Source organism: Williamwhitmania sp. (assembly GCA_035529935.1).
Taxonomy (GTDB): domain Bacteria; phylum Bacteroidota; class Bacteroidia; order Bacteroidales; family Williamwhitmaniaceae; genus Williamwhitmania.
On the sequence record DATKVT010000078.1, the window covers coordinates 1 to 19,180 of the forward strand.

The 19,180-nt window shown below is 40.7% G+C and carries 17 protein-coding genes; 11 read left to right on the forward strand and 6 right to left on the reverse strand.

Annotation, left to right across the window (positions count from 1 at the left end):
* Positions 1-806: 806 nt before the first annotated feature.
* Genes VMW01_06235 through VMW01_06255 form a run of 5 tightly spaced genes read right to left on the reverse strand, consistent with a single transcriptional unit; the run spans position 807 to position 4,914 of the window.
* Positions 807-953, reverse strand: a complete 147-nt coding sequence (locus tag VMW01_06235; protein HUW05840.1) for a hypothetical protein — start codon at positions 951-953, stop codon at positions 807-809.
* Between the two features lie 40 nt (positions 954-993).
* A complete protein-coding gene (locus tag VMW01_06240; GenBank protein ID HUW05841.1) occupies positions 994-1,155 on the reverse strand; it encodes a hypothetical protein in 162 nt (53 codons plus the stop codon).
* A gap of 56 nt (positions 1,156-1,211) precedes the next feature.
* Complete coding sequence (locus VMW01_06245) at positions 1,212-1,553, reverse strand: hypothetical protein (protein HUW05842.1); 342 nt, start codon at positions 1,551-1,553, stop codon at positions 1,212-1,214.
* 16 nt (positions 1,554-1,569) lie between these two features.
* Positions 1,570-3,723, reverse strand: coding sequence for a peptidase domain-containing ABC transporter (locus VMW01_06250; GenBank protein HUW05843.1), 2,154 nt, complete (start codon positions 3,721-3,723; stop codon positions 1,570-1,572).
* 3 nt (positions 3,724-3,726) lie between these two features.
* Positions 3,727-4,914 (reverse strand): HlyD family efflux transporter periplasmic adaptor subunit, encoded by a 1,188-nt coding sequence (locus VMW01_06255; protein HUW05844.1) that lies wholly within the window; start codon positions 4,912-4,914, stop codon positions 3,727-3,729.
* A gap of 532 nt (positions 4,915-5,446) precedes the next feature.
* On the opposite strand from VMW01_06255, the gene VMW01_06260 reads away from it, so the two are divergent.
* From VMW01_06260 to VMW01_06310, 11 genes are all read left to right on the forward strand, one after another.
* Positions 5,447-7,849, forward strand: coding sequence for a TonB-dependent receptor (locus VMW01_06260; protein HUW05845.1), 2,403 nt, complete (start codon positions 5,447-5,449; stop codon positions 7,847-7,849).
* Between the two features lie 162 nt (positions 7,850-8,011).
* A complete protein-coding gene (locus VMW01_06265; GenBank protein ID HUW05846.1) occupies positions 8,012-9,646 on the forward strand; it encodes an ABC-F family ATP-binding cassette domain-containing protein in 1,635 nt (544 codons plus the stop codon).
* Positions 9,647-10,845: 1,199 nt separating this feature from the next.
* Positions 10,846-11,034 (forward strand): CsbD family protein, encoded by a 189-nt coding sequence (locus VMW01_06270; GenBank protein ID HUW05847.1) that lies wholly within the window; start codon positions 10,846-10,848, stop codon positions 11,032-11,034.
* A gap of 419 nt (positions 11,035-11,453) precedes the next feature.
* On the forward strand, positions 11,454-13,289 hold the full coding sequence (locus VMW01_06275) for a hypothetical protein (protein ID HUW05848.1): 1,836 nt from the start codon (positions 11,454-11,456) through the stop codon (positions 13,287-13,289).
* A gap of 149 nt (positions 13,290-13,438) precedes the next feature.
* The gene (locus VMW01_06280; protein ID HUW05849.1) at positions 13,439-13,864 is read left to right on the forward strand and encodes a hypothetical protein; all 426 of its coding nucleotides are present in this window, start codon (positions 13,439-13,441) and stop codon (positions 13,862-13,864) included.
* Positions 13,865-14,145: 281 nt separating this feature from the next.
* On the forward strand, positions 14,146-14,784 hold the full coding sequence (locus VMW01_06285; protein HUW05850.1) for a porin family protein: 639 nt from the start codon (positions 14,146-14,148) through the stop codon (positions 14,782-14,784).
* Positions 14,785-15,100: 316 nt separating this feature from the next.
* A complete protein-coding gene (locus VMW01_06290) occupies positions 15,101-15,373 on the forward strand; it encodes a YtxH domain-containing protein (GenBank protein HUW05851.1) in 273 nt (90 codons plus the stop codon).
* 186 nt (positions 15,374-15,559) lie between these two features.
* Positions 15,560-15,709 (forward strand): hypothetical protein, encoded by a 150-nt coding sequence (locus VMW01_06295; protein ID HUW05852.1) that lies wholly within the window; start codon positions 15,560-15,562, stop codon positions 15,707-15,709.
* Positions 15,699-16,040, forward strand: a complete 342-nt coding sequence (locus VMW01_06300) for a phage holin family protein (protein HUW05853.1) — start codon at positions 15,699-15,701, stop codon at positions 16,038-16,040. Before VMW01_06295 ends, VMW01_06300 begins: the two co-directional genes overlap by 11 nt.
* Positions 16,041-16,045: 5 nt before the next feature.
* Entirely contained in the window at positions 16,046-16,432 is a 387-nt protein-coding gene (locus tag VMW01_06305; GenBank protein HUW05854.1) for a hypothetical protein, read from the forward strand.
* Positions 16,422-17,534 carry an AI-2E family transporter gene (locus tag VMW01_06310; protein HUW05855.1) on the forward strand — a complete coding sequence of 371 codons (1,113 nt, stop codon included), beginning with the start codon at positions 16,422-16,424 and terminating at the stop codon, positions 17,532-17,534. The genes VMW01_06305 and VMW01_06310 overlap by 11 nt, the downstream gene beginning before the upstream one ends.
* 204 nt (positions 17,535-17,738) lie before the next feature.
* On the opposite strand, the gene VMW01_06315 is transcribed toward VMW01_06310, so the two are convergent.
* On the reverse strand, positions 17,739-19,088 hold the full coding sequence (locus VMW01_06315) for a HAMP domain-containing sensor histidine kinase (protein HUW05856.1): 1,350 nt from the start codon (positions 19,086-19,088) through the stop codon (positions 17,739-17,741).
* Between the last annotated feature and the right edge of the window lie 92 nt (positions 19,089-19,180).

Genomic DNA, 19,180 nt, shown 5'->3' on the forward strand with positions numbered 1-19,180 from the left:
CTCATTCAAGCAGCAACCTAGTAAATTCGATGAAGTTAGGGAAAGTACTTTTAGTTAATTTCCTAAATCGAAGTGATTCAACTACTATTTATTATGCAAAATTACGGTTGCAATAATTTGCATATTGACAACCATGTGGAAAAGAACACTATACTTGAGACCATGGTTCATTCGTATGTAACTAAGTATTAATCCTAACACTACTTGAGGCCCGCCAAGGATAAACGAGAATGCCAGAATATAATATACATTTCCAGTAAAATTAGATGCATGCAACAATCCGAAAAGTACTGATGAGCTGTAAAAGAAGTATTTGAACTTGCTCGCAATAAATAATTCTATTTTGTTTCTGGTAAACTTGGTTACTAAAAGGAATAAGCCGAGCACAAAAACGGATAACGATATGGCCATTACAAACTTTAATTTGTATATAGAGAATGCAGCCATCGCTATTGCTGTGGTTGAAAATAGAAGAATGCTACTCCACTTAAACCGGAGCAACGATCGAAAAAAAACCTCCTCATAGAAAGGACCCAGTAATACAACAAATAGGATTGTCATCTGTGGCGACAATCCCAACTTAGGATGTACTAGGTGAAATGTTTTGCAAACATAAAAATTAATTACTCCAATTGCAATGGATGCCATAAAATAGAAGAAAAGTAAAGCTATAAACTTTTTAACTGATAGCTTTCTGCTCTCGCAATAAATCGGGTTTTTCAGGTAACTAATAAATGAATTCATTATGTTTAATTTTCAATACAGATCGCATAAATAATGCGATCTGTATTGTTTAATGAAGTTAATTACAAGTGAGAAAAAAAGTCAAGAATACCACAATCATCAAGAACTCTTCTCACGTAATCACCAGCAGCAGCACCAGCATTATAGCCGGAAGTAAAATCACCACCATCTATCGTTACCATTTCATCGTTACTCAATGCTACCATCATGTAGCAATTTATTTCAGTTGTTTTCATAATCAAACATAATTTAGAACACGTGTGTTACAAAACCCCAAATAGCACCAGCCACTGTTTGAATTCCATTGCTAGCAGCTTGAACTTGAGCATCAGTCATAGCAACTGGTGCCTCACCACCATTAATATCCCTTTTTTCAATTAGAGATAATTCAACTAATTTTACTTGTTCCATAACAAATTGTATTAAATACCAAAAATAGAAGACCCTCTTTCTTTACCCTGCTGAGGTTAGCATTGTAACGTTACAAATGCTAAGGTAGTTGCCCAGCGTCCATAAAAAACGGACGGAAGTAAAAAACATCCACCATTACTCTCCACAAACTCTTTTTTGCTTAATGGTTTCATAATGCATGTCAATCTAATATCATAGGGCTGTTCGTAGTAAAAGGATCTCTCGCTCTTGGAGTACAAGATTGGTGCACCATACGATTTTAATTCATCAATAAGTTCGTAAAGACGTGCCCGCTTTATGCCAAGCCTTACTGCAAAATCATCGGGCGTACCCGTTCTCTGCTCGCTAATCAGCTTATGCATTAAGCTAATTCGGTCGATATACTCAAATACTTTCACTTTGCATTACTATTGGTTAAACAATTGGAGTATCTAATTTTTGGTGCTGCCACATTTTGCAAAAAAGCCCGTTGCTTGAGGTTAACCCATCAAATGTACCCTGTTCCTTTACTTCGCCCTTTTCGAGGACTACAATATGGTCAGCAAGGGCTATGGTAGATAATCTATGGGCTATTACTATTACTGTTTTCCCTTTCTCCCTCATCAGCTTAATGGTTCTTTGAACATATCCCTCTGCAATGGAATCGAGCGATGAGGTTGCCTCATCAAGTATGAGAATTTCAGGATTACGGTATAGCGCACGTGCAATCGCTATGCGCTGCTTTTGCCCACCTGAAAGTGATGTGCCATTCTCTCCAAGATAGGTATTGAACCGATTGGGTAACTGCTCAATGAATTCGGTCATCCCCAGCTGGTTGCAGATATCCATTACCCGCTCAATATCGGGAGTAAATTCCCCTACTGCAATATTATCAACAATATTGCCATCAAACAGGTCTATCCTCTGAGGAACAATAACAATCATTTCTCGCAACGACTCATTGGTGAAGTAACGAATATCATATTTCCCTAGATAAATATTACCGTTTTGTATTGGATAGATATTTTGTAGAAGGGAGGTAAGGGTTGTTTTGCCACAGCCACTCTCGCCAACTAAAGCAGTAACCTTACCAATTTCTATTTTAAGGTTCAACCCCTTAAAAACTTCAACCCTTGTTCCATACCTAAAATCTACATTTTGAAAATGGATGTCACTAATATGCTCTGCTCTTAGCGGAATTTTATTGGTCTCATCCTCTACCTCCAGATCAAAAATCTCAAACAGACGGTCAGAGGCAATTTTGGCATCCTGATAAGTTTTGTTAAAGCCAATAATGCCTGAAACAGGGCCAGTAAAGTATCCAATTACTGCATAGAATGAGAGTAGTTCGCCTGGAGTTACCGTATTTTGCAGCACAAATCCGGCTCCTACCCATAGCAATACAATTGTTATTACCTGTGATATTAGCCCCGATGAAGCTGTTGAGAAAATACTATTAATTCCTGAACTGTATATGGCTTTTAGTAGCGATACAAACCTCGTTTCGGTTTTTAGGTTGGAGAATTCTTCCAGCCCAAATCGTTTAATTGTTAAAACAGCATTAAGCGATTCGACTAAGTGGGCTTCAAGTTCAGCAGAATTTTCCATTATCTTCCGCTGAACTTTTTTATTTAACCTGTTTAAGATAAAATAGGTGATTGCATATAGAGGGATAACAATAAGCATTATTGCTGCAAGCTTCCAGTAAAAGGTAAACATAAGTAGAAAGGATACGATAAGTATAAGGATATTTACAATAAGATTTACTGTAACATCGTTAACAAAAAGTCTAATTTTTACCGCATCATTTATTCGTGAGATAATTTCGCCAACCCTCATGTTGTCAAAGAACGATTGAGGAAGCCTTAATAGGTGCTGGTAGTATCCTAATATTAGGGTTGCGTCAATTTTCTGACCTATCTTTAAAATGAAGATTGATTGAATAGTACTTAGCAAAACCCTTATCCCTACTATGAAAAGCATAGCAATACCAAGGAGGTTTAAGAGGTTAAGATTTCCACCGGGTATTACATAGTCAACAATTTTTCCAATATAGATTGAGGTAGAGAGACCCAGAATAGCATATAAAATAGCCCCAATAAGCGCTTGCACTAAAACTCCCTTATGAGGTTTTATAAGATGCCAAAACCGTAAGGAGGTAGATGCCTTTTCAGATTTTGGCTGAAAACCATCTCCGGGGACAAGAAGAACAAGAACACCAGTCCATGCTTTCTTGAAATCCTCATGTGGAATTTTATGATATTCTCCATAACCTGGATCCATAACTTCAATGTAGTTGTCCGTTACTTTTACTAGAACTACATAATGTTGAAGTACTTCCTTTACAACTATATGGGCAATCGAAGGCAACGGTATTTTAAACAAGTTTTCCCATTCACCCCTTACCCCCTTCGCATGGAAACCCATCTTCTGGGCGGCTTCAATCATTCCCAGGACATTTGTTCCCTTTTTATCAGTTCCCGCCATTTGCCTGATTTTTGCAATAGGTAGGTTTAGCTTATAATGAGCGGCAACAGAGGCTAAACAGGCTGCACCACAATCAGTAATATCACGTTGTTTAATTTTCACAGGCTATTCGGTTTGTTGAGTGTTACTATAAGGATTAAACCAGTTATCGGCTTTATCAAAGAGCAAATCGTATAATGAACGCTGGGTAACAATTATTCTTGAAGAAATGGTCATTCCTTTTTTAATGTAACCCTTATACCCGTTTTTTAGAGAGAGATAGTTTTCTGAAAGACTACATTTTACTCTAAAGTAGGCTTTATCCCCATTCTCCATTAAAATATCATCAGATATTTCATCAATTTTTGCTGGTAAAAAGCCCCATTGGTTATAGTTAAAGGCACTTACCTGAAGTTTTACCTGCTGATTAACTTTTATATAACCAATGTCTTCAGGTCTAACAAAGCAAATGGCTATTAACTCACAATCAGGTGATATCTCAGCAATGCTCTGATTGGGGTAAACACTATTCCCAACCTGTAACTCATTGCTCTGCTGGATAGTCCCTTTTAACGGGGAAGTAATAAAATGCTCGGATAGCTCTGCGTATGAATTATTAAGATCTGCTTCTATTTTTTGAGTTTCCTCTTTAAGATTGGTTAAAGTACTCTGCCAATCAGATATTTGCTGGCTCATTACTTGGTTGTAGTGCAGTTGCTCATTATTTAAATTATAGCGACTGGCCTCATAATCAACCTCTGCAATTACTTTTTGTTTATATAGTAAGGTATTTCTATCATGCTCTTCTTTTAACTCTTCGATCTTTCTTCTTGATATTGATAGCTGCCTTACGAACTCATCCACCTCCTTGCAGTATTTTGGGGTTTTTACGAAATTCTTGTATTTTAACTTTCTGTTAAAATCCAATTTAATTAGGGTGTCTAAATCTTTAATGAAAAGTTGATCCTCTTTCATATTATACTCGAGGGCTCTAATACTTGATTTTATTGGTAAGGTATCAAGAACAAGAAGTGTATCGCCTGCTAATACTTGTGAATCATTTCGGAGATTGGTGTAGATAATCTTTCCGCTAAGAGACGAGATAATAGGTTGCTTTTCGATACTTGCTTGAATTAACCCAGATGTTTGAACGGTAACATCTACATAGATCAATGGTAGTATTACTAATATCGCTATTATCGCAATAATTATTATCCAAAGGATAGATTTACTTTTACTTGTAATCCCATGTAAATAGGACTCTATTGAACTTTGAATGATAAAAGAAGGATAAATTTTATTTTTAGAAGACATGTAAGACACATTTATTATTAATTCAAGTGGGGGGCAAATAATATTTTTATTTTTGTAAAGACGCACCAAAAATAGTAATAGGTATTAAATATCAAAATGTGATTTTATTTTTTTAGTTTTTTTTAATATTAACAATCGAATTTGTGAGTAGGGAGCAAGAAAAGCAGTGCATGCTGGGGACTGGCTGACAGACTCTGCTTTTGTGCGTGCTGTCTTTTCTATCTGCTTCACTTTGTAGGAATTTATCTATATTCTCAAATTACCTTGCTGCTAACGAGCGTATAAACGCAATTGTGTCTGTTTCGCTAACAGGTGGAATTAAATTGCTCCAAATGCAAATATAGAAATCTTTACCACAGCTCCTTTAAGGCTACCAAAATTTAAAGACTATCTCTGGTTTTAGTTTCCGAAATGCCATAGAATTTAGCTTGTCCCAAAGCGTGTCGTAAAGCCTACAAAGGAAAAAAAACAGCGGAGGGGGGAGGTGGTTGCTGTGAGTTGTCATAGTGGCAGAAACAGCAAAACTTATACTATGAACACGATTAAAGAGATTATTGACCACAGCTGCTTTATCCTCTCCTTGATTCTTCGCAGCTGCTTTTCCTTCGTAATTCTACTGATGCTTTTTGCCGGAGGTGCCGTGGCGCAGCCGGTGGCTCAGGTTGTAAAAGGCAAGGTGGTAGATGGGGAATCGCAGGTATCGCTACCCGGAGCCAACGTGGTTATTCTCGACACCGATCCGGTGATGGGAGGCGTAAGCGATGCAAATGGTAATTTTAGGATAGCAAACGTTCCCGTTGGCCGCTATAATATTCAGGTCTCCTTTGTGGGGTACGATCCGGTTATTGTCCCGGAAATTCTTGTTACTTCAGGTAAGGAGGTGGTGCTCAATGTCAACCTTCGGCAGTCGGTTGCTCAGCTCGATGGGGTTACCGTTAAGGCCCAGTTGCGCAAAGATAGGCCGCTGAACAACATGGCGCCAATTAGCGCCCGCTCCTTTACGGTGGAGGAGACTCGGCGCTACGCTGGTGGTCTCGACGATCCTGCTCGAATGGCTTCCGCCTTTGCTGGTGTTACCGTTGGCGACATTCAGGATAATGCTATCATCATCAGGGGAAACTCCCCCAAGGGCGTTTCGTGGCGACTCGAGGGTGTTGAGGTACCTAACCCAAACCACTTTGCCGGTGGGAATGTGGCCGGGGGTGGTTTTGTGACAATTTTTAGCAGCCAGATGCTTGCCAACTCCGATTTCTTTACGGGCGCATTTCCGGCGGAGTATGGCAACGCCCTCGCGGGGGTGTTCGACATGAAGCTGCGAACGGGAAATAGCGAAAAGAGAGAAAGCACTTTTCAGGCTGGGGTTATGGGAATTGACATTGCCTCCGAAGGGCCCTTCAAGAAGGGTGGGAAGGCGTCGTACCTGTTCAACTATCGCTATTCCACAACGGCCATCCTCTCGAAAATGAAGGTGATCCCATCTGATCAGGTTCCGGCATATCAGGACCTTTCGTTTAAGCTAAACTTCCCAACCGCTAAATCGGGAACATTCTCCCTTTGGGCCATTGGTGCCATCGACAATAACAAGGAGCCGGAGGAAGCTGATTCCACCAAGTGGAATGAGGACTGGGATAGAGTTTGGTATCGCTGGGACTTATATACCGGTGCCATTGGTTTAACTCATCGCCTTACGCTTGGCACCCAAACCTACCTAAATACAACTGTGGCCGCCTCAGGTACATCGAACATGATGGATATGAAGAGGCTTGGTAACAATCTTATACTGCGCCCCGAAGGGTTTTACAACGACGATTCATGGAGGCTTACCTTTAGCACATTTGTCAATAGGAAGGTGTCGTCACGCCTTACCCTTAAATCGGGAATTGCGGTCAAGCAACTATTCTACAGGCTCAACCTGAACGGAACCATCGATGAAGTCCCGGATACCTATCAAAACTTTGTAAAGGAAAACGGCAATAGCACATTTGCAGAGGCTTACGTTGAGTCGAGATACAGCATTGGCCGCACACTTTCGTTAGATGCTGGTATAAATGGTTCCTTCCTTTCGCTCAACGGCGATTACTCCATCGATCCTCGCTTTGGCTTTCGCTGGGCATTTGCACCAAAACATGCGCTGAGCTTTGGGTATGGAAAACATAGCCAGATGGAGGAGCTAAAGGTGTATATGGTGCGTAGCGTTGAGAATGGGAGCGTCTCTCTTCCAAATAAGGATTTGAAATTTTCGCATGCTCACCATTTCGTTCTCGGGTATGACTGGCGCATTTCGGAGAATATTCGAATTAAGGTGGAGGCTTACTACCAGTATTTGTTTGATATTCCTGGCATAGCAGACAGCTCCTATTCCATGATAAACTTTAAACAGGACTGGTCGTTTCACAACGCACTCAAAAATAACAGCGTTGGCAAGAATAGGGGGGTAGACATAACGCTGGAGCGCTTTCTCAATCGGAACTTTTACTACCTGCTTACAGCCTCCATTTTCGATTCGCGCTACCGTGGCGATGATGGTGTGTGGCGAAATACGCGTTACAACAAGCGGTATGCCTTCAATGCGCTGGTGGGAAAGGAGTTTTTTCTGTCGCGCAACCGGGTGTTTGGGTTCAACGTTCGTCTAAACTACATAGGAGGCGAACGATACAGCCCAACCTTAATCCAAAAGTCGCTGGCCGAAAGGAGGGTGTTTACCGATGAGTATAGGGCATTTGAAAAACAGTTCCCCGATACCTACTACCTGGATTTCTCGTTAACCTACCGCACCAATCATGGAAAGTATTCTGGAACGTGGGCTTTGCAGATAAAAAATGCACTGGGATCGCCTCAGTATTGGGGTGATTACTACGACTATAAAACCAATAGTCTTAAAAGTGGTAAGATAACCGTTACACTTCCCGTACTAAGCTATAAGGTCGATTTTTAGAGCGTTGGTTATTCGCTTGTAAATTAACGATTAAGGAGCACCTATGGTGGAGTAAACATCAATGGGCGCTCCTTTCATTATTGTTTGCACCTTCAATGGTGATGCACCTGCTGTAGTCAACTTAATATGACTATCTTTGCGCCTTCAAAAAAAAATGGTGCAATGATTACAGTTGACGGACTTACGGTGGAGTTTGGTGGAACAACCCTTTTCAAGGACATTTCGTTTGGCATAAACGATAAGGATAGAATTGCCTTGATGGGGAAAAATGGTGCGGGTAAGTCTACCTTGCTGAAAATTATTGCCGGTGTTCGAACGCCCACCCGCGGTAGAATCTCGGCGCCCAAGGAGGCGGTAATTGCCTACCTGCCCCAGCACCTGATGACCGAGGATAACCGCACCGTTTTTGAGGAGACGGCACAGGCTTTTGCCCCCATTTTGGAGATGGAGCGCCAGATTGAGGCCATGAACAATGAGCTGGCAACCCGAACCGATTATGAATCGGAGAGCTACTTTCAGCTGATTGAGCAGGTGTCCACCCTCTCCGAAAAGTACTACCATATTGAGGCCATCAACTTTGATGCAGAGGTTGAGAAGATACTGCTTGGACTGGGGTTTGTAAGGGCGGACTTTACGCGTCCAACCAGCGAGTTTAGCGGTGGCTGGCGCATGCGCATCGAGCTGGCCAAGATACTGCTGCAAAAGCCGGACCTCATTCTCCTCGACGAGCCTACCAACCATCTTGATATTGAGTCCATTCAGTGGCTTGAGGAGTTCCTTACCAACAGCGCCAATGCTGTTATCGTGATTTCGCACGACAGGGCCTTTGTGGATAATATTACCACGCGAACCATTGAGGTTACCATGGGACGCATATACGACTATAAGGTAAACTACTCCAGCTATCTCGAGCTACGGAAGGAGCGACGCGAGCAGCAGCAGAAGGCCTTCGACGAGCAGCAGAAGATGATTGCCGATACAACGGTGTTTATCGAACGGTTTAAGGGAACCTACTCCAAAACGCTACAGGTTCAAAGCCGGGTTAAAATGCTGGAAAAGTTGGAAATTGTGGAGGTTGACGAGGAGGATAACTCGGCACTTAGGCTAAAGTTTCCGCCATCGCCACGCTCGGGAAGCTATCCGGTAATACTCGATGGTGTTTCAAAAAGCTATGGTAGCCACAACGTATTCTCCAATGCATCGCTCACCATTGAGCGGGGCGAACGGGTTGCGTTTGTAGGGAAGAATGGCGAGGGGAAATCGACGCTGGTAAAGGCCATTATGGGTGAAATCGATTTTGACGGAACGCTCACCATCGGTCACAACGTTATGATTGGCTACTTTGCCCAGAATCAGGCCTCCATGCTCGACGAGGAACTCACCGTTTTTCAAACCATCGACGATGTGGCAAGGGGTGAGATTCGCAATAAAATACGGGACTTACTTGGAGCCTTTATGTTTGGTGGCGATAATTCGACCAAAAAGGTGAAGGTGCTTTCGGGTGGGGAGCGAACCCGGTTGGCCATGATTAAGCTGTTGCTGGAGCCTGTTAACTTTCTCATTCTGGACGAGCCCACCAACCACCTCGACCTTAAAACCAAGGATATTCTCAAGAGCGCGCTGATGGACTACGATGGAACGCTTATTCTGGTGTCGCACGACCGCGATTTTCTCGATGGCTTGGTAACAAAGGTGTATGAGTTTGGCAACCATAGGGTAAAGGAGCACCTGAGCGATATTCGCGGCTTCCTCGAAACCAAGAAGATGGAGCACCTCAACGAGCTGGAGCGGAAGTAATCCAATCTCAGTCAGGGGGTGACTTTTTGCATTTGAAAATAGTCACCCCCTGACTTTGCTAAAGGTTCTATTGGTTTACCTCGGGGTTTACATTTTCCATAATTTACTACATTGGGTTCGTACTTGTAAGGTAGCAACGTTCTTCAGGAAGAAGTTCTTGAACATGTTTTTTAACCCTCGTATGTTTGCGCAGTGGTTATTTTACACCCAAACGTATAGAGAAAAAGGTAAATTTGAATATATAACCAGAAAAGAAAGCATGGGATTAGCAGCTAACCCGGTCAAACAACAAACCTCTCGGACTTATTTGAATTTTACCTCCCATTCCAAAGTTACACACATCTACCTTTGGTGAACGTGGATAATGCTATATTTACGCTGCCAACTGGATGGTGGGCGTGTGGATTAGAATCTCCATGCCAGTGGAGAAATCGCTATATTAGTTGGGCAAGGCTGTTGGTATTAAAAACGTAAGGTTATGCTAAGATTTATGGACTTCTTTTTTTTGAAACTGTTCAATACTTTTTTTCAATTTGGCAGGAATGAAAGCAGGGCAAAACATAGTGCGTTTCTTTATTTAAGTGCTTACCTATCTCTATTAATAATCTCAATTGTAAGTATATTGGGTCGTACGATAAATTGTTCTTTGAGCCAACAAATGGGTCATCCTTCTCTAGTTATCTGGGGGATAATTTTTATTGTGAGCCCCATATTATTAAGTTTACGCTATTACCGTCATTTTAGTATTGCTTCCATTATTGATTCCTACAATTCCATGGGGAGTAGCAAACAAAAACTCATAACTGCAAGCTATTATGCAATAGCGGTGGCAATACCTGCTTTAACGTATATTTTATTCTTTTAATTGTCAATTCTGAAGGGGAACCCCCTGCGGGTCTACACAACCAACCAAACGCTCGGCCTAAACTAGCTTTCAACTCCTATCCCAAGGTAATACTTGCTTGCTATGGCTATGCAGCTCGCATTTATCTACCCAAGGCGGTTGGTATCTTAACAAATACAGCCTAGAAAACTGATTTTGCAAACGCATACTTTGAAAACAGTTTTCCCTTCGTTGATTAAGAATCTAAATATGTGTGAATAATGTAATTAATCGTGAGAGTTATGTAACACAATGCCTTTGCACGGTATCTACATTTGCATTATAATTATTCTAATGTAATTTTAACACAAGTACGATGAAAAACTCCACCGAATTAAAGGGAAACTGGAATGAACAAAAGGGCAAGCTCAAGCAAAAGTTTGCAACACTTACCGACAACGATTTAATGTTTGAAGAGGGCAAAAAGGAGGAGATGCTTGGACGACTTCAAATTCTTTTGGGTAAGAGTAAAGAGCAATTGCACCAAATTATTGAGGCACTTTAGCAACAATAATTTACCTGAAGTCATCGCTTGTCGATATTCGATGAGCGATTATTACTTGTGTGCAAAAACAACATAAGAGTTGAGCATAGAGAATTTTGTCCACAATTAATATGTTGAATTCAAAGTCAATTGAATCATCTTATCTAAGCATGAAACCCGTTAGCTCGGATATAAATTGTAAAGCTCGTGGTTCCTATTTAAAGGACTACAATTTTGCTTTGGCTGCTATTTTGGAAATGGAGCTACAGAGTTTATGCTTTATCCGCTAAAGCGTTGTTTTGGTGCATAGGAACAGTTTATCGAGCGAGAGGTAAAAACAAGCAAATTTTCAGAATCACTTTGGTCACTATCAGTACTTGTGTAGCAAATTATTATGACAAAAATGACCTACTCAATTCATGCAAAAAAGGCAACAGAGAATGTGGTTCAAATCTATTTTCCTTTTTCTTGTTGTTTCGCTACTAGCAGGTGATCTTGCCACTGCACAGGTATCAACAAAGACAGATTCAACTCAAGTTTATAAGGATATCCAGACCTATTCAAAACGTGGACCCTTTAGAAAATTCATGTACCGAATATTATTTAAGCCCGTTGCATCTTCACCGCTAAAACGGAACAGAAAAAAGGATAGAGGAAAAGAAGAAAAGAGATCATACGGGTCGTTTGACGGGAAGATAATTAGGAAAATCAACATAATTACCCTCGACCCATTCGGCTATTCTATTAGTGATACAAGTGCTAAACCTCAAAACTTTGTATACAAAGCAGGAAATAGCGCGCATATCAAAACAAGAGAAATCACTATTCAAAACTTACTACTATTTGGCAAAAACGATAAATTCAACTCTCTATTGGTGAATGAATCGGAGCGATTAATTCGTAGTCAATCCTATATCCACGATGTTTCCATTACCGCTGAGATGGATCGCAGTTCATCCGATTCTGTTGACATTTATATTCGAGTATCCGATATTTGGAGCATTACTCCAGATGGGTCAATTTCAACTTCCAGCGCTAAAGGCGTCCTAACCGACCAGAATTTTTTAGGAACAGGGCATGAATTTCAAAATGCCTGTGCGCGAAACTATGCCGATGGAAGTAGCTTTTTTAGCACCAAATACTACGTACCAAACATCAAGAATACTTTCATAAACTCGACATTGCATTACGAAATTGATGGTAGTAAGAGTTATACCAAAATGTTTTCCATCGACCGTCCATTCTTCTCACCTGTGGCTAAGTGGGCTGCAGGAGCAAGTTTTTCGCAACAGTATAGCAACGACTCCATTTACACAAGTAACTCGCTATCCGTCTTACAAACCCTCAAATACAACACTCAGGATTACTGGGTCGGCAACGCAATACGACTATTTAAAGGTAATACAGACTTTTACCATGTATCAAACTTTATCACTACCATACGCTTCTTAAGGATTCGCTACATTACCAAACCAGATGAAACGGTGGATTTGGATCATTCATATTTCAATGAAAATATGTACCTCGCTAGCATTGGCCTTTCTACAAGAAAATACATAAAGGATAAATACATTTTCAAGCAAGGAGTTACGGAGGATGTGCCCATCGGAAGCGTATATAGCATAACAACAGGTTATCAGATAAAAAACAGCATCGAGCGCCTATACTTTGGTTTTCGTATTTCTATGGGGAACTTATACTCCTTTGGCTACCTCAGCTCTAATTTTGAATATGGAACATTCTATCGTGCATCCGCTGTTGAACAGGGGGTTATATCTGCCGGCATTATCTATTTCTCTCCCCTGGTAGAATTCGGTAGATGGAAATTTCGGCAATTTGTAAAACCGCAGGTGACCATCGGCATACAACGATTCGCCTCCGATAGTTTGACGCTTAAAAACGGTTATGGCCTCGATTCGTTTAACAGTTCTGACTTATCGGGCACAAGTAAACTATTATTTACTATACAAACGCAATCATACGCTCCTTGGAATTTTTACGGATTTCGTTTTGGACCTTATCTCACTTATTCCATAGGCATGCTTAGTGATGCAGTATCTGGTTTTAGAAAAAGAAAAGTCTACTCCCAGCTAGGGTTTGGAATCCTAATCAAGAACGAAAATCTCATTTTCAGCACATTCCAAATTTCTATTTCCTACTACCCTATAATTCCAGGTATTGGACCCGATGTCTTTAAGCAAAATGTCTATAGAACAACGGATTTCAATTTTAGCGATTTCGACATTGGAAAACCAGAAACAGTTGCATACCAGTAAAGCAAAAGCACTTACTAACTTCTAAACAACAATTTACATTTTGAATGTGTGAAAGATGTAACTCTTTCCAATAGTTGTGTAACGCTTTCACAAACAAGGAGTCTCACCTTTGCAGTATTCAAATACCACCGTAAAGAAGACAAGAAGCCATGAAAAATTGTGAAAAAACAGCTGATCGAACCACAAGGTCGAAGCAGAAAACTGAAGCTACAAGCATTGGTTTAAAATACATTGTTAGCAAGTACTTGAATAAAATTATTGTAATCTGTTGTCTTGGAGGATTAGGAATACTCACCACATCATGCGTTCCTGCATATGTTGAAACAACTCCAGCAGCCGTTGTAGATGTAAGGCCTGCCCAACCAAGTAATCTCTATATCTGGATAGAAGGGGACTGGTATTGGAGCAATCAAAGACGTACGTATGTTCAGCACAATGGCTATTGGTCCTTACCGCGCAATAATCGCACTTACCAAAAAGGATACTGGCATTCTACCCCACGTGGACAACAGTGGAAAAAGGGTGAATGGAAACGCAACCCTTCAAAGGGGAAGGGTGGTAACCGTCATCGATAATTCACTAGACCAATGTGAAATAGCCGGCCAAATTTGAAAAAAAAGAACAGCGATATAAGAAAGAAAGTTGATGAACCCAAAGAAGGAGGTGTCAGTAAATGAAATGTACTTGTAGTAGAATTCAACCACAACAGGAGTAAATTCGGAAATGCGGTTGCAGATTTTACGGCATAAAATGTCAAATATAATCATCAGTACAATTCAAAATGAACCTCGATTGATAGATAAGAATGAGTAATTCATTTGGAATAAATGCATTTTAACTCACAAAAATTAATCAAATGAAAAAAACAATATTTATGATTGTGATAGCCACACTTGTTGGCAGCACAATTAACGCTCAAAACAGTGGAACAGACACGCGTGATGCTCTACATTTTGGTCTCAAAATTGGAGCCAACTATTCAAACGTATATGACACCAAGGGAGACGAGTTCAAGGCTGATCCAAAATTTGGGTTTGTTGCAGGAGCGTTTGTCTCAATTCCCATAGGTACTATTCTTGGAGTGCAACCCGAAATCCTTTTCTCTCAAAAAGGGTTCAAGGCAACGGGTGTAATACTAGGCAACACCTATGAATTTACTCGCACAACAAGTTACATTGACATACCCCTACTCATTGCGATTAAACCAACCCCAATGATCACGCTACTCGCAGGTCCTCAATACTCGTATCTGATTAAACGACATGATAAATTCACCTCTGGAACTACCACAATTGATCAAGAGCAGGAATTTGAGAATGATAATATAAGAAAGAACCTCCTCTGCTTTATAGGTGGCTTGGACCTCAACTTCGATTCCATGGTTATTGGGGCAAGAGTTGGTTGGGATATAACCCAGAATAATGGAGATGGTAGTTCAGTAACTCCTCAGTACAAAAATGTTTGGTATCAAGCTACTATTGGGTTTAAATTCTAGCTTCAATATGCTTCTCAACAAATCATAATCTGTGGCATCAAAAAATTGCACAGTTGATTTCAACGAGGAGGATAAATTGTTGTAGATTAATAATTAAGGAAACAATTTGGATGAAGGTCATACACTATGTGGGGTTGGCAGTGATTTGATTCAACCCCGCATAGTCCATCCAGCTAATCGTTTTCTAATTCAAAAGGTGATGAACGGTTTAAAATTAATTATTGGAGGGGCTCAGGCACTTACTTGCAGTGGTAGCCGACAAGAAATCATCTCACCTTTAATCGTTTTATTATAAACAGTTTAACAATACAAAACAATGGACTCAGGAAAAGTATTTTTAGGTGTGCTAGCAGGTATTACTGCTGGTGCTTTGCTCGGTATTTTATTTGCTCCGGCAAAAGGATCAGAGACTCGGGAAAAAATTGTACGAAAGGGAGAAGAAGAGGCCGGCGCTTTACAGGAAAAGTTCGACAAATTCGTTGATAGTATTTCAGAGAAATTTGAAAAGATTATGGAAGAGGTTTCAGAACTTACCCAAAAAGAAAAGTCAAAGGCCGAAGAATCCGAAAAAGAGGTAAAATCACATTAGGATTAAAATTTTCTTTGGATAGCATTGATTTTGACTCAAATATTAGGTTTGGATGGTATCCCTGTCAGGGTTTTATTTAAAAATAGTAAAGCAGATAATTAGGTTTGATAAGGTTAAGTTAGGTTTAGTAAGGCAAGTTTGACCCTGACAGGGCTTTTAGGATGTTAAACGATACATACACAAGCAATGGATAGAGTATTAGTTAAAACCAAGGCCCCTCTTTTCAATGCAGTACCGCTCACCTTCGATTTGTCCTCCAGAATAGAAGAGTTGAAACTCACTCCCTTCTGGACTGCAGGAGGTTTAAATGCAATAAAATTCAATTATGGAAGATAAAATAAAGCTAGTTGAAACGTTGCTGGAACGAGCCACCGAATTGGGGAAAACCAGTTTTGAACTGGCCAAACTTAAGGCATTGGACAAAACATCGGATGTGGTATCGTCGCTGATTCCGCATTTCATTGTTTTGCTATTGGTTGCATCATTCCTGCTTTTTTTCAACTTGGGAGCAGCACTATTGATTGGCAAAATTTTGGGCGAAATCTATTGGGGATTCCTTGTGGTCGCCATCTTTTATCTATTTGTGGCATTGGTGATATATTTTTTGTTGCGGAAATGGTTCAAGCGAGTAATTGGAAATTTTATTGTTAAACAGGTTCTTAAGTAATTGCAATGGAAAAAATAACCTCTACTTCCGAACTTAAAATGGCCATTCAACAATTAGAAGGTAAGCAAGCAATGGAAGTTCAGCTACTGAAGGATGAGTTTCATGACGTTCTTAACACTACCTTAAAAAGTATACCCACATCACCATACCTGATTGAGAATATTATAAATACAGGGGTTGGGCTAGTAACTGGCTATATCTCAAAAAAGCTAATTGTGGGCACGTCAAGTGGCAGCATAAGAAAAATTTTAGGTTCAATGCTCCAATTTGGAGTCACAAATGCAGTAGCTCAGCATTCTGGTGCGTTTAGATCAGTCAGCCATCTCATCTCTAATTTCTTTCTCAACCATAAAAGAAAAGAGAAAAAGAGCAAAAGCCAAGATGGACAATAAAATAAAATTGCCGTTCTATGCTAAAACAAGCATAATACTTGCAGGGCTTCTTATTGCCCTTACGATGCTTTATCTTGCCCAAGAAATAATTATTCCGCTGGTTTTTGCAATCATTATAAGTATAGTACTCCGTCCGATTGTTCAGTTTCTCGTTCGAAGAGGAATAAACCGAGTCCTATCCATTATTCTTACACTTTTTCTCACATTCGTTGCTATAGTTGCTGTTGGAGCCCTTCTCGTTTCCCAAATGAGTAAGTTTAGCGAATCATGGCCCACATTGGTGGATAGACTAACTACAATGCTCAACGAATCAATCACATGGGCATCCGGATATTTCGACATTAATCAATACAAAATTCTGCAGTGGATAACAAAAACCAAAGGCGAACTGTTAAATATCGATAATACTATAATTGGACATACGTTAGTTTCTGTAGGAAGCGGAATAATGGTATTGCTCCTGGTTCCGGTTTACACGTTCATAATCCTTTACTATGAAAGGCTCCTCATTGAGTTTATCCATAGGCTTTTTGGCGAATCGGTTCAGCCCCAGGTGAGCGAAACTCTGACTCAAACCAAAACAGTTATTCAACGATACCTAATTGGTTTAATTATTGAAGCGGTGCTGGTAGCAGCATTAAACATCACCGTTCTACTTGCTCTTGGGATTGATTATGCAATCCTGCTTGGTGTTATTGGTGCTCTACTAAATGTAATCCCATACATAGGCGGGATTGTGGGGGTGGCACTACCAATGATGGTTGCGTTAGCCACCAAATCGACAGGCTGGTACGCCATATATGTTCTAGTCTTATATTACATAATCCAACTAATCGACAACAATTACATTGTTCCAATAATTGTGGCAACTAAGGTTAAAATCAATGCACTTTTCTCCATTATTGTTGTAATTGCAGGTAATGCATTATGGGGAATTTCGGGAATGTTCCTTTCCTTACCCCTCCTAGCAATTGTTAAACTGATCTGCGACCATATTGAACCCTTAAAACCGTGGGGCTTTTTATTGGGCGACACCATGCCTCCTTTACTTAAAATGAAATCGATTAATCTTTTGCGATCAAAAAAGAAATCCACACAATAAAGGGGAATAATCAAGTATAATGTGGGAAGTTGGTTGAGTGGCTTAATAACTGTCCTGCCCATGAGTGCATAAAGGTTGCATGGACCTGTGGCTCATAATTTATGCTCGTCAAGAGCAAAGCGCCACAACCTAATCACTCGTAATGGGTAACTATTTTGCGGCTGCAAAAAGTCACCTGCAAACATGGTAAAGAAGGGTTAGTAGCTAAAACTTCATCATAAACGTTGCACCTTCCCCCTCCTTTGAGGTAGCGGTAAGTGTTCCTCCATGCAGGCGCATTATCTGTCGGGAGAGGCTTAGGCCAATGCCTGTTCCACTATCCTTTGTGGTAAAAAATGGGGTGAATATTTGATCTACATTTTCTGATGAAATACCCCCTCCGTTGTCGGAAACGGAGATGTATTTGCCGTCAGCGTTTTCCCCTGCCCGAATTTCAATTGTGCCGTTAGGAATATTCTCCAGCGCCTCCATTGCATTTTTTGTAAGGTTTAGCAATACCTGAATGAGCATTTTTTCGTCGCCATTTACCACCAACTGGGCTGTTGGAGGAGAGGTCTCCATTGCAATGTTACTCATCTCTAATAACGGTTTTGCAAGTTCAGCATGCGTGGTGAGGAGGTGAGCAAGGTTAATTGCTTCAAAAACAGGTTTGGGCAGCTGGGTTAGGCTGCGATATTGCTCCACAATGGTATTTAATCCCTTTCCCAATTTTTGGATGGTATGCAGACCTTTGAGCGTGCTGTCCACCAAATCGGTGGTTACCAGCAGTGGCGAAATAGGTTTCTTATCTGGTTCATACTGGTTTATCAACCCCGATGAAATCAAGGTGATGGGGCTTACCGAGTTATGAATTTCGTGGCGAAGAACCCTAATGAGCTTTTGCCAGGCATCGAGCTCGGTTTGGTCCACCTCGTTTCGAATATCCTGAAACGAAAGCAGCTTAACGTATTCTTCCTCCAGCATAAACTCTGTAGCCTTTACCGCAATTTTTTGAGGACCATTTACTGAAATGTGGCTCAGCAGCTGCTGCTGTCCGGCCCTTATGTTGCCAATGAGCCTGTAAAGCGAGGGAATCTCTACTTCAATTGAAGAAACGTGGGATATCTCATGCATGCAGAAAAGGCGAAGAAATGCTTCGTTGCATAGCAGCACCTTCCCCGATGCTGATATGGCCAATATTCCTGTAGCCGAGTGCTCAATGGTTCGGCGGAAAAAGATAAAGTCCTTCTCTTTTTCGAATAGCACTCTATTGAAAGCGCTAATCACGCCGTTGAAGCTTTGGTGTAATTTTCGAAAGGTGGGATCGTTTTTATAATCATTGAACACCAGCGTTGAATCCTTATATTGAAATGCCGAAAAAAAGTGGGCTAGGTCTCTGTTCGTCTTGTTGATGTAGTAGATTAAGTAGGCTAGCACTGCTGGCCAGAGCGCAATTAGCGAACAAAGCGTAACCACCATATAGCTCTTCTTCCAAACCCAAATGGCTGCAAGGGGAATAGTTGCCAAGAGAATTGCTAGAAGAATAATGGTAATGTAAAACCGTTTATATACCATGCCTTTTCATTTTATCGTAAAGGGTTGAACGGTTGATGCCTAGCATTTGCGCAGCCTTGGAAACGTTGCCTCCGCAGCTTTCCAACGCCTTT